This is a genomic window from Aeromicrobium sp. SP1, assembly GCF_055663785.1.
The window spans coordinates 901,367-916,816 of record NZ_JBQVVK010000001.1 but is presented as its reverse complement, the minus strand read 5'-3'; the positions used below and the strand labels follow the sequence as shown (position 1 = coordinate 916,816).

The window sequence follows — 15,450 nt, the reverse complement described above, 5'->3', positions numbered from 1 at the left end:
GCGTCGATCAGCGGGGGCAGTTCCAGCCGATGACAGGTGAACGGTTCATTTGCGACGTGGTCGACGTCGGCGCCTTCCACGAGGTCCCGGCGATTTGAGCCGTGACCTTCACGGTGTAGTCACCCCATTCCTGCAGGAGCGCGAATTCGGCTGTCTCCATCCGCACGGGCTGGTCCTTCGCGATCCCCGCACCGACCGTCTCCGTCCATTTCGAGCCGAACGGCTTGGTGAACTCGACGAGATAGGTGTAGCGCGAGTCGACCTGCGGCCACGTGAGGACCCCGTCCTTGAGCACCAGGAAGCCCTCGGAGCTGCATACGGGCTGGGCGTTGCTCTTCATCGTGTGCGACGTGAAGTCCCCCGAACTTCCCGTGGAGATCGAGTCGGTGAAGGCGGCCTGCGTGGGCTCCACCGTCACGAGGGTGCCTGCGGCGGCGAGCGCGACGACGCCGAGGGCCAGAGCGGCCGCGCGACGCATGCGCTTCATCATCGGTCAGTTCCTCACTGCAGCTGGGTGGCGTTGAAGGTGAAGGTCGCGGTCGCGGACTTGCTCTGGGTGTCGTTGGCCGCCGAGGCGTACGGGAGCGTCGCGGTGATGCACAGGTTCTCGGACACCGCCGTCGGCTGAGTCGCTGTCGGGGTCGCGAGTGCGGTGCGCCCGCTGAAAACGGTGACCGGCGAGCTCAGGTCGGCACCGTCGGCGCTGAGCAGCGTGCCGCCGGTGCAGGAGCCCGTGCGGATCCCGTTGGCATTGGCCGTGTTGCTGACGGTGCCGCCGGAGTACACCCGCCAGCGCAGGCCGGAGGCGAGCGTGTTCGACTCGTTCATCTTGGCCGTCAGCGTGTACGTGAACGGCACGGAGTTGGCCGCACGCTGCACGCTCACGGAGGCCGCGACGCTCTCCCCCGGGACCAGGTTCGTGATCGCGAGCTTCGTCGTCGACGGCAGGTTGTCGGAGCCGTCGAGCTGGATGTCGAGCTTGCCCGACTGGATCGTGCCGGTCGACATCGTCGCCTCGTCAGTCCAGAAGGCGAGGGTGCTGAGGCTCGTGAGGCCCAGGACGATGCCGAGACTCAACAGGGCGCGCGTGCGGGTCGAGCCGAAGCGGCTCGCGATCCCCTTGCGGGTGCTCTGCTTGTCGTTCGTCATGTCGGTGTCGGTCCTCACTGCAGCTGGGTCGCGTTGAAGTTGAACGTGGCGGTCGTGCTCTGGCCCTGGGCGCCGTTGCCCGTGGCGGTGGGCAGGCTGGCCTGGATACAGATCGGGTCGTTGTAGACGGTCGAACTCACGGCCACGGGTGTAGCGAGTGTGTTGCGACCCGTGACCAGCGCCTGGGCGGTCGTGTTCAGCGACTTGCCACCGCTCGAGATGTCGGGGCCGGTGCAGACGGTCCGGCGGATGCCGTTCGTCGTCGTGGACGAGGTGGCGATGCCGGAATGGACCGTGAACACGAGCGCCTGGGAGAGGGGGTTCGTGGCCGACGTCTGACCGGTGATCGTGTAGGTGAACGGGATGGTGTTCGCGGCGCGGTTCACGGTGACGCCGTAGGCCATCGCCTCACCCGGCACCATGTCGGACATTTTGAAGTTGGTCGCGTCGTGCGACTGGAGGTTGTTCAACTGGATGTCGAGAGTGCCCGACTGGATCGTGCCGGTCGACATCGTCGCCGTGTCGGTCCAGTACGCGAGGGTGCTGACGCTGGCCAGGCCGAGCACCATGCCCAGGCTCAACAAGGCACGCGTCCGGGTGGACTTCAGGACCCGGCCCATCTTGCGTGTCTTCGCGCTCATCGTCGTTCTCCTCCGTAGGGAATTTCCCCGTCATCTGTGTAACGGCGCTGGGGGCTGGACATGACCCCGGTTCCGGGCGAAACGGGCCGAAGGTCCTGGCTCGTGCGGGACGTTGGGCCCTCCTCGTCGTCGCGCCGGCGCCGGGCGGCGACGACGAGCCAGATTCCGAGGCCCAGGACGCCGATCGCCGCGGCGGGCAGCCACGGCGGGAGGTCGGCTCCCGTGCCCGCGAGGCTGCCGTCGGGTGACGTCTCGGCGGACGAGTCGCCCACCTCGCCCGTCTCCTGGGTCAGCTGGGTCCGGACGGTGAAGGCGAGCTGCTTGGCCTGCGACACGTTCGTCGAGGCGCCGAACGGCAGCGACGCACGGATCTGGATCCGAGTGGACTCGCCGGACGCCAGCGAGGTCGGGGTCGTCCACGTCGTGGTCAACGGAGTCCAGGCGCGGTCGTCCTGACGGATCTGGACGCCGAGCTCACCCGTGGCGAGCAGGCTCTGCACCTGCGGTACGACCAGGAGCCGGAACTCCGCGCCGTCGGACGAGTTGTTCCGGGCCTGGAACTCACTCGTGTGCGAGTCGCCGGAAACCCAGCGCTGGCTCGGGTCGAAGAGCGGACTGGTCAGACTGCTGCCCCATGAGGCTCCGTCACGGCTCAGCTGCAGCGCGTCCGAGGGTGGGTTCGCGGCAGTCGCGGCCGTCGCGGGCAGGGCGAGCACGAGCGCGACCGCGAGCGCGATGATGCGTCCGATCCTGCTGCTCATGCGGCTCACGTCCTGGTGTGCTGGTGGGTGGTCTCGGTCGTGTGGGTGGTGGAATCGTCGTGGTGTCGGCGACGCCCCTTGTTGCGCAGGGCCCCCGCGAACTGCGTCGCGGCGTAGAGCCCCAGACCCCCGGCGACGATGTAGACCGCCGTGTTCCGTTGGTCGCTGTTCAGCATGTTGCTCGTCCAGCCCATGTACGGCACGTCGTACCAGAGCTCGCCCTTGATCTGGACGGGCATGACCGGCTCGGCGTCAACCGCATCGTTCGCGTCACCCTTGGTGATGAACTGAGGCTGACCGTCGGCGCCGTAGGCGACCGAGTTCACGCGGTGCGTGACGACGGTCGGCTTGCCCGACTCGAGCTGGAAGGTGATGACCGATCCCACCCCGATCTCCTCGATCGGCGTCTCTCGGACCACCACAAGCGTTCCCGCCGGGTAGTTCGGCTCCATCGAGCTCGTCAGGATCGTGTACGGCGTCGCTCCCGCGAGACGCGGGATGAGCACCGCCACCGTGATCATCAAGGTGGCCCCGAGAATGACGATCCAGGCCAGTACCTGGCCCAACCACCGCAGCGCCGAGCGGTGCCGCGCGGGCTGGGATGTGGTCGTCATTCTCGGGAACCTTCCTCGCGATGGTCGATGGGGGTGTCAGGCCAGCGTCACGGGGTGGGGGCTTCGGTCTGCGTGAGCGTGATCGCCCCGTCGCTCAGGTCGAGCGTCTGGTCCTGCGAGGTGTCGTCGGCCGAGAACGGGAAATCGACCTTGACAACCGCGGACAGCGTGTTGCCGTCGTTGGCGTCCGTCACCTGGGTGACGGACGAGCCGCCGACGGTGAAGCCGGGGGTCACGGTCACGGCGCTCGCGAGACCGCCCGAGCCCTTCAGACCCGTCAACGTGACGTCGGCCTGCAGGTTGTCGCCCGTGGCGCCGATCGTGTAGTTGGCGGTGTAGACGAGCTCGTCGCCCGGCACCACGAGCACGCTCGAGATGTCGGTGACCTCGTTGCCGTTGAGCGTCCAGGCCGCGGTGCCCGCGGGCGCCAGCGTCAGGGTGCCGGACGTGATGTCCCCGGCGTCGATGCCCTTCTCGGCGGTCCAGTAGGCGAGGGAGCCTGCTCCACCCATGAGCAGCACAGCGGCAGCTCCGGCGGCAACGGCACCCTTGGTGGTCTTGTTCATTACTACTCCTCATCAGGGGCTGATCGACCATCGACCAGTTCCACTAATGAGAACGAGGCAGGACCGCTGAAATGACTCCGAAGTCGGCCAAGTGGGGCCGAAGGTCCCGAGTGGATCGGGTCGCAGGTCCCGGATGAGGGCTCAGGCCGGCGAGGTGACCGATCCGCAGCTCATGTTGCTCGTCACGAGCGCCCGGTTGATCGAGTAGGAGCGCCACGACGTCGACAGCCACGTGATGGTGCCGCTGCCGTCCACGAACGCCGACTGCACGCGGACGTAGTAGGTGGTGCTGCTGAACCAACCGCCGCTGTTCGAGTCGATCGTGAAGCTGGTCGCCGCGCTCGGCGAGACCACCGACGTGACGGGACTGGTCCACGACGGGTTGTCGGCGACCTGGACGCGATAGGCGTAGCGCGCGTCCACGTCCGGCCAGGTCAGCGTCGCCGAGACCGTGATGCCCAGACCGTTCCTGTTGTTGGTGCACGTGATCGAGGTGGGACGCGCCGGTGCGGCCGAGGCCCCCAGCGAGTCCGATGCCATCCGCGCCGTGTCGGAGAACGCCGCGAGCGTCGGCACGACGGTCGCCGATCCCCACCCGAGGCACGCGACGCCCAGGACGATGGCCACCCACGCCACCGCCGCGCGCGGTCGCCGGGTCAAGATGCGCACCTCAGGAGGTCAGCTGGTTCGCGGCGAACGAGAACGTCAGCGTCGTCGAGGCGGACATCGCACCCGTGCCCGTGCCCGAGGGCAGCTCGACGCGGATGCACAGCGCGTCGTTCTTCACCGTGCCCGTGTCGGCCGTCGTGGCGAGGGTGTTGCGCGCCGACGTCAGGGCGGCGCTCGTCGCGGTCAGGGTGTTCCCGCCCGCCGTCGAGAGCAGCGTGCCGCCGCACGAGCCGGTGCGGAAGTTCGTCGCGGACGTCGCGTTGCTCGCGGCCCCGGTGTAGACGAACACCTTCAGGTACTGCGACAGGTCGGTGCTCGACGCCGAGTTGCCCGAGACCGTGTAGGTGAACGGGATCGAGTCGGCCGGACGGCGCACCTGCACGTCGTAGGCCTGCGACTCACCGGGGATCATCGACGAGATCGCCATGGACGCGTTGTTCCACGTCCCGCCCTGGCCCGCGAGGTTCGCGCCGAGCATGACGTCGAGCTTGCCGGCCTGGATCGTCCCACCGGTCATCGTCGCGGTGTCGCTCCACGCGGCCAGCGTGCTGACGCTGCCGAGGCCCAGGACGAGGCCCAGGCTCAGGAGCGCGCGTGCCCGGGTGGACGTCATCGTCCGGAGGATGCGGCGGTTCTCGGTCTGGCTCATGATTCCTTCTTCTCTTCGTCGCGCCGGCGGCCCGCGATGATCGCGATGCCGGTGCCGATGATCGCCACGGCGATCGCAATGGACCACAGCGGCACCTCGGCACCGGTGGAGGCGAGATCACCCGTCGCGGCGTGCAGCGCGGGTGTCTTGCCGTCGTTCTGGTCGTGCTGGGCGTCCGTGTCGCCGTCGTCACCGCCCCGTCCTCCGTCACCGGAGAGCAGGACGTGGAACGACAGCGGTACCGACTGGTTCTGCATGCTCGCGTCGGACGGGCGGGTGAAGCGGACGTTGACGCTGAGCTCACGCGAGGCACCGCCGGGAAGCGTGTCCTCCACGACCGCCTGCGAGCTGTCGAGGTCGATCCACGCGCCGGAGCCGCTGCGGACCCGGACGGTCAGCGCGCCCGAGGCGAACAGCGTCTCGTCCAGGCCGTTCGCCTCCACGACGAGCGATGCGGTGTCGGTGCTGTCGTTCCGAACGAAGAACGAGCGAGTCTCGTCATCGCCGGGAACCCACCGGAACTCCGGATCGAACAGCGTGCCGCCGAGCGAGGACGACCACACGGTGCCGTCGTCGCTCAGGCTCATCCCGTCGGCGGCGTGCGCGGGTGACGTCGCGCAGAACGCGAGGACCACGGCCGCGAGGACCGTCGCCAGCAGGCGCTTCACGCGTCCCCCCGACGTCGGACCGCGTCACGGCCCATCCCGACGAACATCCATGCCGCGTAGCCGAAGAGCCCGGCCACGGCGGCGTAGATCCCGTACTGGCGCTGCTCACCGGTCAGGAGCAGGCTCACCCGTCCGAGCTGGGGAACCGAGTACAGCACCCGACCCTTCACCTGGACGGCCTGGACGGGTTCGGGATCCGGCTCAGGGTTGGCGTCGCCCTGCGTCCGGACCGTGCGGTTGCCCTGCAGGTCCGTCGCGATGGAGACCACCCGGTGGGTGGCCACCGCCGGCTCCCCCGAGCGGAGCTGGAACGTGATCACGTCACCTCGACGGATGTCGTCGAAGTCGACCGGCTTGACCACGACGAGCGTGCCCGGAGGCATCGTCGTGCGCATCGAGCCGGTCAGGATCGTGTACGGCGTCGACCCGGTCAGCCTCGGCACCAGGACGGCCACCGTCACCAGTGCGACCGCCCCGAGCAGGGCGGACCACACCAGGGCACGCCAGAGCCACGCGACGTGCGCGCGCTCGAGGACGGTGCTCATGGGTGGTCCGCTCTGCTCGGTGTGGTGGAGGATTCCGGCCGACGTCAGGAGGCGTCGTGCGTCTGGACGGCCGTCAGCTCGAGGGCGTCCAGCGCGGAGGTCGACTGCTGCGAGTCGTTCGTCGCGGCGGAGCCCGGGAACGCGACGGTGATGGCGACGGTGACGGTGTGCGAGCCGGGCGCCGTGATGGCTCCCGACGGGGCGGTCAGCGCGGCGGTGACGTCGATCTCGTTGTTGAAATCGGCCTCGACGTCGGCGACGGAGTCGCTGTCGAGCGCGACGGTCGCGCCGATGTGGTCGCCGACGAGCGTGAGCGTGCCGGTGCAGGACTTGGTGACGGTGTCGCCGGGGACGATCTTCGCGACGGCGTTGCCGCCCTCGAGCCAGCTGTCGTCACAGGTCACGTCGCTCAGATCGAGCGAGCCGGACGTCAGCGAACCGGCGTCGACGGTGGCGCTGTCATTCCAGTACGCGAGCGAGCCGGCCCCACCGAGCAGCAGGACGGCACCGGCGCCGGCAGCAAGGGCGCCCTTCGTGGACTTCTTCATGTCGGAATCTCTCCTCATCAGTGCCGACCGACTGTCGATCGACTTCGGAGAGTTAACGGGGCGATCCGCGGAAACTGATGCGGAAACCGTCAGTTACATCGGATTTAGTCACAAAGTGGCCCGAAGAATGCGGATGCATGGTCACAAATGATGATGTCCCAGGTCACAGAGGGACAGCCGGGACTCCTGAGACATGCGAACGGCCGACGAGCGGATGCTGGTCGGCCGTCGCGTGGTGCAGGAGGTTCACCAACCGCGGGTCTCGAGGCGGTGCGGCTCGGGAATCTCGTCGACGTTGATGCCGACCATCGCCTCGCCGAGCCCACGCGAGACCTTGGCGATCACGTCGGGGTCGTCGTAGAACGTCGTGGCCTTGACGATCGCCTCGGCCCGCTCGGCCGGGTTGCCGGACTTGAAGATGCCCGAGCCCACGAAGACGCCCTCGGCGCCGAGCTGCATCATCATCGCGGCGTCGGCCGGGGTGGCGATGCCACCGGCGGTGAACAGCACGACCGGGAGTTTGCCGGCCTCGGCGACCTCGACGACGAGGTCGTAGGGGGCCTGGAGCTCCTTGGCCGCGACGTACAGCTCGTCCTTCGGCAGCGTCTGCAGGCGACGCAGCTCGCCGCGGATCTTGCGCATGTGGGTGGTGGCGTTCGAGACGTCACCGGTGCCGGCCTCGCCCTTGGAGCGGATCATCGCCGCGCCCTCGGTGATCCGGCGCAGCGCCTCCCCCAGGTTCGTCGCACCGCACACGAACGGGACCGTGTACGCCCACTTGTCGATGTGGTTCGCGTAGTCGGCCGGGGTCAGCACCTCGGACTCGTCGATGTAGTCCACGCCCAGGCTCTGCAGGACCTGCGCCTCGGCGAAGTGACCGATGCGGGCCTTGGCCATGACCGGGATCGAGACGGCCTCGATGATCCCGTCGATCAGGTCCGGATCGCTCATCCGGGCGACGCCGCCCTGGGCGCGGATGTCGGCGGGCACCCGCTCGAGGGCCATCACGGCCACGGCGCCGGCGTCCTCGGCGATCTTGGCCTGCTCAGCGTCGACGACGTCCATGATGACGCCGCCCTTCAGCATCTCGGCCATGCCGCGCTTGACGCGCGCCGTGCCGGTGCCGGAAGTCTCGGGGGTGGTGTTCTCGGTGCTCACGACCCCAGTCTACGAGGCGCCGAACGCCTGCCCGAACCGGCCGAGGAGGTCGGCCTTCTGCTTGATGTCGGCGCCGTAGTCGCCGGCCTTCGCGTTCTCGATGATCTTCTCCAGGGCGGCCTTGCGCTCGTCCTGGTCGAGGTCCCTGAGCGCGGCCAGGTCGTCCTTGAGCGCCTGCGGCAGGTCGGCCCAGGCGCCCTTGGCGTGGACGCGCCACTGCTTCTCGGCCTTGCCGGCACGGTCCACGAGCTTCTTGACGTCGTCGCCGTAGTCGCCGGCTGCGGCCTTGTCCTTCATCGCCTCGATCAGGTCGGTGCGCTTCGCCTCGTCGTCGGTCGTCAGCACCTCGGCGAGGTCGGCACGCAGGGCCGGCGGCAGGTCGCCGATCCGGCTGCTGAGCGCGTCGGCGTCGAATCCGCCGAGCATCATCGCCGAGCCGGAGTGCTTGGCCGGAGCGCTGGTCGTCGGCGCACCGGGCTCGTCCTCGCCGAACGCCGACGTGGCCACGAGAACCGACCCGCCCGCGAGGATCGCGGTGGCGCCGACGATGGCGATCGGGCGTGAGAACTGAGGCTTGCGCATGACGTGCTCCTGGTCCGAGGTACCTGCCGCCAGCGTAAATCAGCCAGCCAACGCCCGCCCCGGAAATCGAGCACCGGCGACCCCGGCGATCGAGCAGCGCCCGCCCCGGTGATCGAGCCGCACCCGCCCCGGTGATCGAGTAGCTCGGCGAGGAACGAGCCGGCGTATCGAGATCACCCGTCAGTTGACGCTCTGGGTGCACTCCGCGATCTCGTCAAGGACGAATGATTTGGCCTGTGGACAACGCTCTTGTGTCAGTCCGAATCGGTTAGAATGGGAACATCAGTTCGTAGTTCTGGCGTGGGGATTCGGGGGAATCGTGAGTCAGTTGCTGGCGCAGATCGGGTCGGGGCCGCAGGTCCTGGCGGCGGCGCGTGCGAGCGACTTGGATGCCCTGACTCCGGCGGAACTGGCTGACGCAACTCGGGTGGTGCAGGCGGTGCTGCGGGAGGCGCAAGCCCTGAACTTGGCCCTGTTGGCTGCGGCGGATCGCAAGAACGCCCACCGGACCACGGACGCGACGTCGTTGACGGCACTGGTTGCCCGGGAGGCGGGCGTGTCGACGCGCGAGGCCGCATCGCAGGTTCGGTTGGCGAACCGGCTCGAGTCGGCTCCGCGGGTCAAGGAAGCCTTGGCGAAGCCGGGGATGTCTCCGGCCAAGGCACGCATCGTGACGTCCGCGCTCGACGACCTGCCCGCCGACTTGAGCGCTGCGGACCGGGATCGGGTGGAGGCGGACCTGACCAACGCGGCACCCGCGATGTCGGTCGAGCAACTCGGGCGCAAGGCCGCCCGCGCCGTGGAGGTCATCGACCGGGAGCGGGCGGATCGGATCGAGAACGCCCGACTGGAACGCGCCGAGCATGCCCAACGGCAGTTGAGCGAGTTCTGGATCGGTCAGCCCGACGAGACGACCGGTCTGGTCCCGTTCGGCGGCAAGACCGACCCCGTGTCGGCGGACATGCTGCGTGCGGTGATCGAGTCCAAGACCAACCCCCGCCGCCGCGCGATCACCGAGAAGTCGACGGCGGACGTGGTTTCGACAAGCTCAACCACCGAGAACGAGCGCCTGACCCCGTCGCAGAAGGCCGGTGAGGCGTTCACCGAGGTGATCCGGCACCTGCCGCGCGATTGCTACGGCAACCACGGCGGCGTCGCCGCGACCCTGGTGGTCACCGTCGACGAGTCGACGTTGCGGGGCGAGACCGATCGGGCCGGGGTGACCGAGTACGGCACCCGGATCTCGGCCGGACAACTCCGCAAGCTCGCCTGCGACGCCGGAATCCTGCCCGTCGTGATGAACGGAACCTCACAGGTGCTCGACGAAGGCCGGACCAAACGGCACCACACCGCTGCCCAACGCGTCGCCCTCGCCCAAAGAGATCTGGGTTGCGCGTTCCCGGGCTGTGATCGGCCACCGGGCTGGTGCGAGGCCCACCACGCGATCCCCTGGAGCCGCGGCGGACCGACCAACACCGACACCGGCGTCCTGCTCTGCGGACATCATCACCGGTTCGTGCACGACGCCGACATACCCATCCGATTCGCCACCGACGCGATGCCCGAGTTCCTCGTGAAGGGGCACTGGCAACTCAACCAGCGCTACCGACCCCTCGCCGCGTGAACGACTACGCGGCAGGCGGGTTGTCGGCCTGCTTCTTGACCATGAGCATGCGCTGGCCGACCGTGACGAGGCTGGCGATCGCCAACACCCAGAGCGTGATCTGCTGCAGGATCGGCAGGTCGAACAGACCCGACAGGCCGGTCGCGACGAGGATCGCGACGAGCCGGTCGGAGCGCTCAGCGATCCCGCCCTTGGCCTCCATGCCGAGTGACTCGGCGCGAGCCCGGGCGTAGCTCGTGAGCATGCCCAGCAAGAGGCAGGCCAGCGCCAGGCACAGGTAGAGCCGCGAGTCGCCGTCCCACGCGTACCAGAGCGCGATGCCGCCGAAGATGGCCGCGTCGCCGATCCGGTCGAGCGTGGAGTCCAGGAAGGCGCCCCACTTCGACGAGCGGCCGAGCTTGCGGGCCATCGTGCCGTCGACGATGTCGCTGAACACGAACGCCGTGACGAACATCGTGCCCCAGAAGAACTGCCCCTGCGGGAACAGCCACAGCGCGCCGACGCACACGCCGATCGTGCCGACCCACGTGACCATGTCGGGTCCGACGCCGATCCTGATCAGGCCGTCGGCGACCGGCGACAGCAGCTTGTTCCAATAGGCCCGGAATCGTTCGAGCATCAGGCCACCGCCTCCCACACCTCGCGCAGCAGGTCGGCCGATTCGGCCACCGTCTGCGGCAATGTCTTGGTCCGTCCCACGATCGTCATGAAGTTCGCGTCACCGCCCCAGCGCGGGACGACGTGCTGGTGCAGGTGCTGCGCGATGGACCCGCCCGCGACGTTGCCGAGGTTGAGGCCGACGTTGAACCCGTGCGGGCTGCTGACCTGGCGGATCGCGCGGATCGCGTGCTGGGTCAATGCCGTGAGCTCGTGGGTCTCCTCGACCGACATCGCCGTGAGGTCGGGCTCATGGCGCAGCGGCAGCACCATGAGGTGCCCCGGGTTGTACGGGTACAGGTTCATCGCGACGAAGCAGTGCTCACCGCGCGCGACGAGGAGCTCGGCCTGCCGCTCCCCCGCCACCATCGCGCAGAACGGGCAGCCGTCGTCGTCGGCGCCCGCATCGCGCACGTACGCCATCCGGTAGGGCGCCCAGAGCCGCTCCAGGCCGTCCGGATCGGCCATCAGACCTGGACCCGGTCGCGCACCGCCGCGACGATCTTCGCGACGGCGTCGTCGAGGGACACGCCGTTCTCCTGCTCGCCGTTGCGATAGCGGAACGACACCGCATCGGCCTCGACGTCCTTGTCGCCGACCAGCACCATGAACGGCACCTTCTGCGTCTGGGCGGTGCGGATCTTCTTCTGCATGCGCTCGTCGGAGTCGTCGACCTCGAACCGGATCCCCTCGGCCTTGAGCCGGGCCCGGAGCGCGTACAGGTAGTCGACGTGCCGCTCGGCCACCGGGATGCCGACCGCCTGCACGGGCGCGAGCCACGGAGGGAACGCGCCGGCGTAGTGCTCGGTCAGCACGCCGAAGAAGCGCTCGAGCGAGCCGAACTTGGCCGAGTGGATCATCACCGGCTGCTGGCGCGACCCGTCGGCCGAGACGTACTCGAGACCGAAGCCGGCGGGCTGGTTGAAGTCGTACTGGATCGTCGACATCTGCCAGGTCCGACCGATCGCGTCGCGGATCTGCACCGAGATCTTCGGACCGTAGAAGGCCGCTCCACCCGGGTCGGGCACGAGCTCGAGACCGGAGTCGACGGCGACCTGGCGCAGCACCTCGGTCGCGACCTCCCACTGCTCGTCCGAGCCGACGAACTTGTCCGGCTTGGAGTCGTCGCGGGTCGACAGCTCGAGGTAGTAGTCCTCGAGGCCGAAGTCGCGCAGCAGGCTGAGCACGAAGTTCAGCAGGTGCTTGATCTCGCCGGGCGCCTGCTCGGCGGTGACGTAGGAGTGCGAGTCGTCCTGGGTCAGGCCGCGCACGCGGGTCAGGCCGTGGATCACGCCGGACTTCTCGTACCGGTACACGGACCCGAACTCGAACAGACGCAGCGGCAGCTCGCGGTACGAGCGCTGGCGCGACCGGAAGATCAGGTTGTGCATCGGGCAGTTCATGGGCTTGACCATGTAGTTCGCGCCCTCGAACTCCATCGGCGGGAACATCGTGTCCGCGTAGTACGGCAGGTGGCCGGACTCGTAGAACAGCTGCTCCTTCGTCAGGTGCGGGGTGCCGACGTAGTCGAAGCCCTCCTCGATGTGGCGCTGGCGGACGTAGTCCTCCATCTCGCGCTTGATGACGCCGCCCTTGGGGTGGAACACCACGAGGCCCGAGCCGATCTCGTCGGGGAAGCTGAACAGGTCCAGCTCGGCGCCGAGCCGGCGGTGGTCACGGCGCTGCGCCTCCTCGATGCGGTGCAGGTGCGCGTCGAGGTCGTCCTTGCTCGGCCACGCGGTCCCGTAGATGCGCTGCAGCTGCTTGTTCTTCTCGTTGCCGCGCCAGTACGCCGCCGCCGAGCGCATGAGCTTGAACGCCGGGATGCGCTTCGTGGTCGGCAGGTGCGGGCCGCGGCACAGGTCCTTCCACGCGAGCGAGCCGTCACGCTTGAGGTTGTCGTAGATCGACAGGCCGCCCTCGCCCACCTCGACGGAGGCGCCCTCCGCGGCATCGCCGGCGGTGGACTTCAGGCCGATCAGCTCGAGCTTGTACGGCTCGTCGGCCAGCTCGGCGCGGGCGTCGTCGTCGGCGATCTCGCGCCGGCTGAAGCGCTGACCCTCCTTGACGATCTTGCGCATGCGCGACTCGATCTTGTCGAGGTCCTCCGGGGTGAACGGCACCTCGACGTCGAAGTCGTAGTAGAAGCCGTCGGTGATCGGCGGACCGATGCCCAGCTTCGCTGCGGGGAAGAGCTCCTGCACGGCCTGGGCCATCACGTGCGCGGTCGAGTGGCGCAGCACGTCGAGGCCGTCGGGCGAGTCGATCGGCACCGGCTCGACCGCGTCGCCGTCGGCCAGCTCCCGCGCCAGATCGGCGAGGTCGCCGTTCACGCGTGCGGCGATCACGTCGGTCTGCTCGGCGAACAGCTGCCAGGCCTTCGTCCCGGGGTCCACCTCCTGAGCGGTTCCGGAAACGGTCACGGACAGACCCATGGCTAACCCCTTTGCGACTGGCGACCCCTACGGCTGGGTGGCGCTCTTGCCGACCACCCTACCGAGAGCCGTCGGCGCCGAGCGACGCTCATGTCACACAGGACGTCCGTCGCCGTAACGGCTGCGTCACGTGCGATTCCTACCGTCGTGCCATGAAGGTCACGATCATCGGCGCGGGCATCGGCGGCACCAGCGCCGGGATCGCCCTGCGGCGGCTCGGGCACGAGGTCACGATCTACGAGCAGGTGACCGAGAACCGCCCCGTCGGCGCGGCCCTGTCGCTGTGGTCGAACGGCGTCAAGGTGCTCAACTGGCTGGGCGTCGGGCACGAGGTTGCGGCGCTGGGCGGTGACATGGCCACGATGTCCTACCGCGACGGCCTCACCGGCGAGTCCCTGTGCGAGTTCAGCCTCGCTCCGGTGACCGAGCAGACGGGCCAGCAGCCCTATCCCGTCGCGCGCGCCGACCTGCAGGCCCTGCTGATGGAGCGTTTCGGGCTGGACGGCATCCGGTTCGGGATGCGGCTCGTCGCGGTGGACCAGACCGACGGGGCCGCCGTCGCGACCTTCGAGAACGGCGAGACCGTCTCCGCCGACCTGCTGATCGGGGCCGACGGTGCCCGGTCGATCGTGCGGGACGTGGTCACCGGTGGCGTCGAGCGCCGGTACTGCGGCTACACCAACTTCAACGGCCTCGTGCCGGTGGACGAGCGGATCGGGCCGGCGGACCAGTGGACCACCTATGTCGGCGAGGGCAAGCGCTGTGCCGTGATGCCGATCGCCGGAGACCGCTTCTACTTCTTCGTCGACGTCCCGCAACCGCCCGGCACACCGTACGAGCGCGCGTGGGGCGTCAAACCGCTGCACGAGGCATTCGGCCACTGGCGCGCGCCGGGCGTGCGGGCGCTCCTCGACGCGATCGATCCCGAGACGTCACTCAACCGGGTGGAGATCTGGGACGTCACGCCGTTCGACACGTGGGTCTCGGGGCGGGTGGCCCTGTTGGGCGATGCCGCGCACACCACGTCCCCGGACATCGGACAGGGCGCCTGCTCGGCCCTGGAGGACGCGTTCGCGCTGGGCACCCTGTTCGCCTCGCACACGCTCGGTGTGGCGGACACGCTCCAGCGGTACGAGCGCGTGCGCACTGCTCGCGCCGGCGAGCTGGTGCTGCGCGCGCGCCGGCGCGCCGAGGAGACCCACATGCTCACCCCGGGCGTCACCGAGGCCTGGTACGACTCCCTGCGCGGCACCGACGGCGCCGGGATCATCCGGGGCATCGTCGGCAACATCGAGGGCTCGCCGGTCGATCTGCACCCGTGATCCACAGGCGTTCACGCATGTCACAGACACCACACAGGTACCATTTCGAAGACCCATTTTCCGGTGCCTCGAAAGGTCCCCCATGCGCCGCACTCTTCTCGGACTGCTCACCACCCTCGCGATCGTCGGTGGCAGCGCCCTCATCGCGACCCCTGCCGAGGCGGCCGTGAAGCCCGTCCGGATCACCAACAGCGCGAGCGCGTGGATCGGCTGGAACGGCACCGCCACGGTCGTGCCGAAGTACAAGAAGGCCAAGGGCGTCTCGATCAAGAAGAAGACCCTGACCGTCACGAAGTCCGGCAAGGTCGTGCGCAAGAACGCCAAGAAGGTCACGCTGCGCCCCGGCACCTACCGCGTCACCGTGAAGGTCACCTACAAGTACAAGGGCAAGACGCGCACCGCCGCCAAGAACGTCCGCACCGTCGTCAAGCAGGGCGCGTGCGCCACGAACGCCGACTTCAAGACCCTCACCTACGACGCGAACTACGTGCCCGAGGTCGTCGGCGACACCGTCGCGCAGGTCTCGAAGAAGCTCCGCTCGGCCGGCACGGGCGAGTCGTACACCCCGGCGCAGCTGCGCGAGATGCTCGAGGCCTTCAAGACGCTCTACGGCGCCCTCATTCCGGGTCTGGCCGCCGAGATCGACGCGGTGCTGGCCCAGCTCGACGTCCTCGAGGCCAACGGCGTGACGACCCTCGAGGACCGCGAGTACGCCGGTTGCGGCGGCAGCATCTCGGTCTACGCGACGTTCGCCAACGGCGAGCTCATGAGCGTCGACAACGACACCCTCGAGGAGCTGTCGCTGCTCTCGCTCGGCGGCGCGCAGATCCAGAGTCTCGTGCGCTGAGGGGCGGGTTCACGC

General features: G+C 68.7%; 19 protein-coding genes. 3 read left to right on the top strand and 16 right to left on the bottom strand.

The window, feature by feature from the left end; genetic code table 11:
* Positions 1-7 precede the first annotated feature (7 nt).
* The 13 genes from ACT26F_RS04490 to ACT26F_RS04430 form a co-directional block, all read right to left on the bottom strand.
* Complete coding sequence (locus ACT26F_RS04490; RefSeq protein WP_471669290.1) at positions 8-490, bottom strand: hypothetical protein; 483 nt, start codon at positions 488-490, stop codon at positions 8-10.
* A gap of 11 nt (positions 491-501) precedes the next feature.
* The gene (locus ACT26F_RS04485) at positions 502-1,167 is read right to left on the bottom strand and encodes a SipW-dependent-type signal peptide-containing protein (RefSeq protein ID WP_471669289.1); all 666 of its coding nucleotides are present in this window, start codon (positions 1,165-1,167) and stop codon (positions 502-504) included.
* Positions 1,164-1,790 (bottom strand): SipW-dependent-type signal peptide-containing protein, encoded by a 627-nt coding sequence (locus ACT26F_RS04480; RefSeq protein ID WP_471669288.1) that lies wholly within the window; start codon positions 1,788-1,790, stop codon positions 1,164-1,166. Before ACT26F_RS04480 ends, ACT26F_RS04485 begins: the two co-directional genes overlap by 4 nt.
* The gene (locus tag ACT26F_RS04475) at positions 1,787-2,551 is read right to left on the bottom strand and encodes a hypothetical protein (RefSeq protein ID WP_471669287.1); all 765 of its coding nucleotides are present in this window, start codon (positions 2,549-2,551) and stop codon (positions 1,787-1,789) included. The genes ACT26F_RS04480 and ACT26F_RS04475 overlap by 4 nt, the downstream gene beginning before the upstream one ends.
* Positions 2,552-2,556: 5 nt before the next feature.
* Positions 2,557-3,165, bottom strand: coding sequence for a signal peptidase I (locus tag ACT26F_RS04470; RefSeq protein ID WP_471669286.1), 609 nt, complete (start codon positions 3,163-3,165; stop codon positions 2,557-2,559).
* Positions 3,166-3,212: 47 nt separating this feature from the next.
* Complete coding sequence (locus ACT26F_RS04465; RefSeq protein WP_471669285.1) at positions 3,213-3,731, bottom strand: alternate-type signal peptide domain-containing protein; 519 nt, start codon at positions 3,729-3,731, stop codon at positions 3,213-3,215.
* Positions 3,732-3,872: 141 nt separating this feature from the next.
* On the bottom strand, positions 3,873-4,400 hold the full coding sequence (locus ACT26F_RS04460) for a hypothetical protein (protein ID WP_471669284.1): 528 nt from the start codon (positions 4,398-4,400) through the stop codon (positions 3,873-3,875).
* Position 4,401: 1 nt separating this feature from the next.
* Positions 4,402-5,049 (bottom strand): SipW-dependent-type signal peptide-containing protein, encoded by a 648-nt coding sequence (locus tag ACT26F_RS04455; protein ID WP_471669283.1) that lies wholly within the window; start codon positions 5,047-5,049, stop codon positions 4,402-4,404.
* Positions 5,046-5,717 carry a hypothetical protein gene (locus ACT26F_RS04450; RefSeq protein ID WP_471669282.1) on the bottom strand — a complete coding sequence of 224 codons (672 nt, stop codon included), beginning with the start codon at positions 5,715-5,717 and terminating at the stop codon, positions 5,046-5,048. The genes ACT26F_RS04455 and ACT26F_RS04450 overlap by 4 nt, the downstream gene beginning before the upstream one ends.
* Positions 5,714-6,262: a signal peptidase I gene (locus ACT26F_RS04445; RefSeq protein WP_471669281.1), complete on the bottom strand. Its 549-nt coding sequence runs from the start codon at positions 6,260-6,262 to the stop codon at positions 5,714-5,716. The genes ACT26F_RS04450 and ACT26F_RS04445 overlap by 4 nt, the downstream gene beginning before the upstream one ends.
* Before the next feature lie 44 nt (positions 6,263-6,306).
* Complete coding sequence (locus ACT26F_RS04440; protein ID WP_471669280.1) at positions 6,307-6,810, bottom strand: alternate-type signal peptide domain-containing protein; 504 nt, start codon at positions 6,808-6,810, stop codon at positions 6,307-6,309.
* Positions 6,811-7,056: 246 nt separating this feature from the next.
* On the bottom strand, positions 7,057-7,968 hold the full coding sequence (gene pdxS, locus ACT26F_RS04435) for a pyridoxal 5'-phosphate synthase lyase subunit PdxS (protein WP_471669279.1): 912 nt from the start codon (positions 7,966-7,968) through the stop codon (positions 7,057-7,059).
* A 9-nt stretch (positions 7,969-7,977) separates the two neighbouring features.
* On the bottom strand, positions 7,978-8,550 hold the full coding sequence (locus ACT26F_RS04430; RefSeq protein ID WP_471669278.1) for a hypothetical protein: 573 nt from the start codon (positions 8,548-8,550) through the stop codon (positions 7,978-7,980).
* Positions 8,551-8,869: 319 nt separating this feature from the next.
* Between ACT26F_RS04430 and ACT26F_RS04425 the strand changes: the two genes are divergently transcribed.
* Positions 8,870-10,174 carry an HNH endonuclease signature motif containing protein gene (locus tag ACT26F_RS04425; protein WP_471669277.1) on the top strand — a complete coding sequence of 435 codons (1,305 nt, stop codon included), beginning with the start codon at positions 8,870-8,872 and terminating at the stop codon, positions 10,172-10,174.
* A 4-nt stretch (positions 10,175-10,178) separates the two neighbouring features.
* On the opposite strand, the gene pgsA is transcribed toward ACT26F_RS04425, so the two are convergent.
* The 3 genes from pgsA to thrS are packed head-to-tail and all read right to left on the bottom strand — an operon-like array spanning position 10,179 to position 13,266.
* A complete protein-coding gene (gene pgsA, locus ACT26F_RS04420) occupies positions 10,179-10,793 on the bottom strand; it encodes a phosphatidylinositol phosphate synthase (protein ID WP_471669276.1) in 615 nt (204 codons plus the stop codon).
* Positions 10,793-11,299, bottom strand: coding sequence for an HIT family protein (locus ACT26F_RS04415; RefSeq protein WP_471669275.1), 507 nt, complete (start codon positions 11,297-11,299; stop codon positions 10,793-10,795). Before ACT26F_RS04415 ends, pgsA begins: the two co-directional genes overlap by 1 nt.
* Positions 11,299-13,266 (bottom strand): threonine--tRNA ligase, encoded by a 1,968-nt coding sequence (gene thrS / locus ACT26F_RS04410; protein WP_471669274.1) that lies wholly within the window; start codon positions 13,264-13,266, stop codon positions 11,299-11,301. The genes ACT26F_RS04415 and thrS overlap by 1 nt, the downstream gene beginning before the upstream one ends.
* A 152-nt stretch (positions 13,267-13,418) precedes the next feature.
* Here thrS and hpxO point away from each other — a divergent pair, with 152 nt between their 5' ends.
* Positions 13,419-14,588 (top strand): FAD-dependent urate hydroxylase HpxO, encoded by a 1,170-nt coding sequence (gene hpxO / locus ACT26F_RS04405; protein ID WP_471669273.1) that lies wholly within the window; start codon positions 13,419-13,421, stop codon positions 14,586-14,588.
* Positions 14,589-14,670: 82 nt separating this feature from the next.
* Positions 14,671-15,435, top strand: a complete 765-nt coding sequence (locus ACT26F_RS04400) for a hypothetical protein (RefSeq protein ID WP_471669272.1) — start codon at positions 14,671-14,673, stop codon at positions 15,433-15,435.
* Positions 15,436-15,450 lie beyond the last annotated feature (15 nt).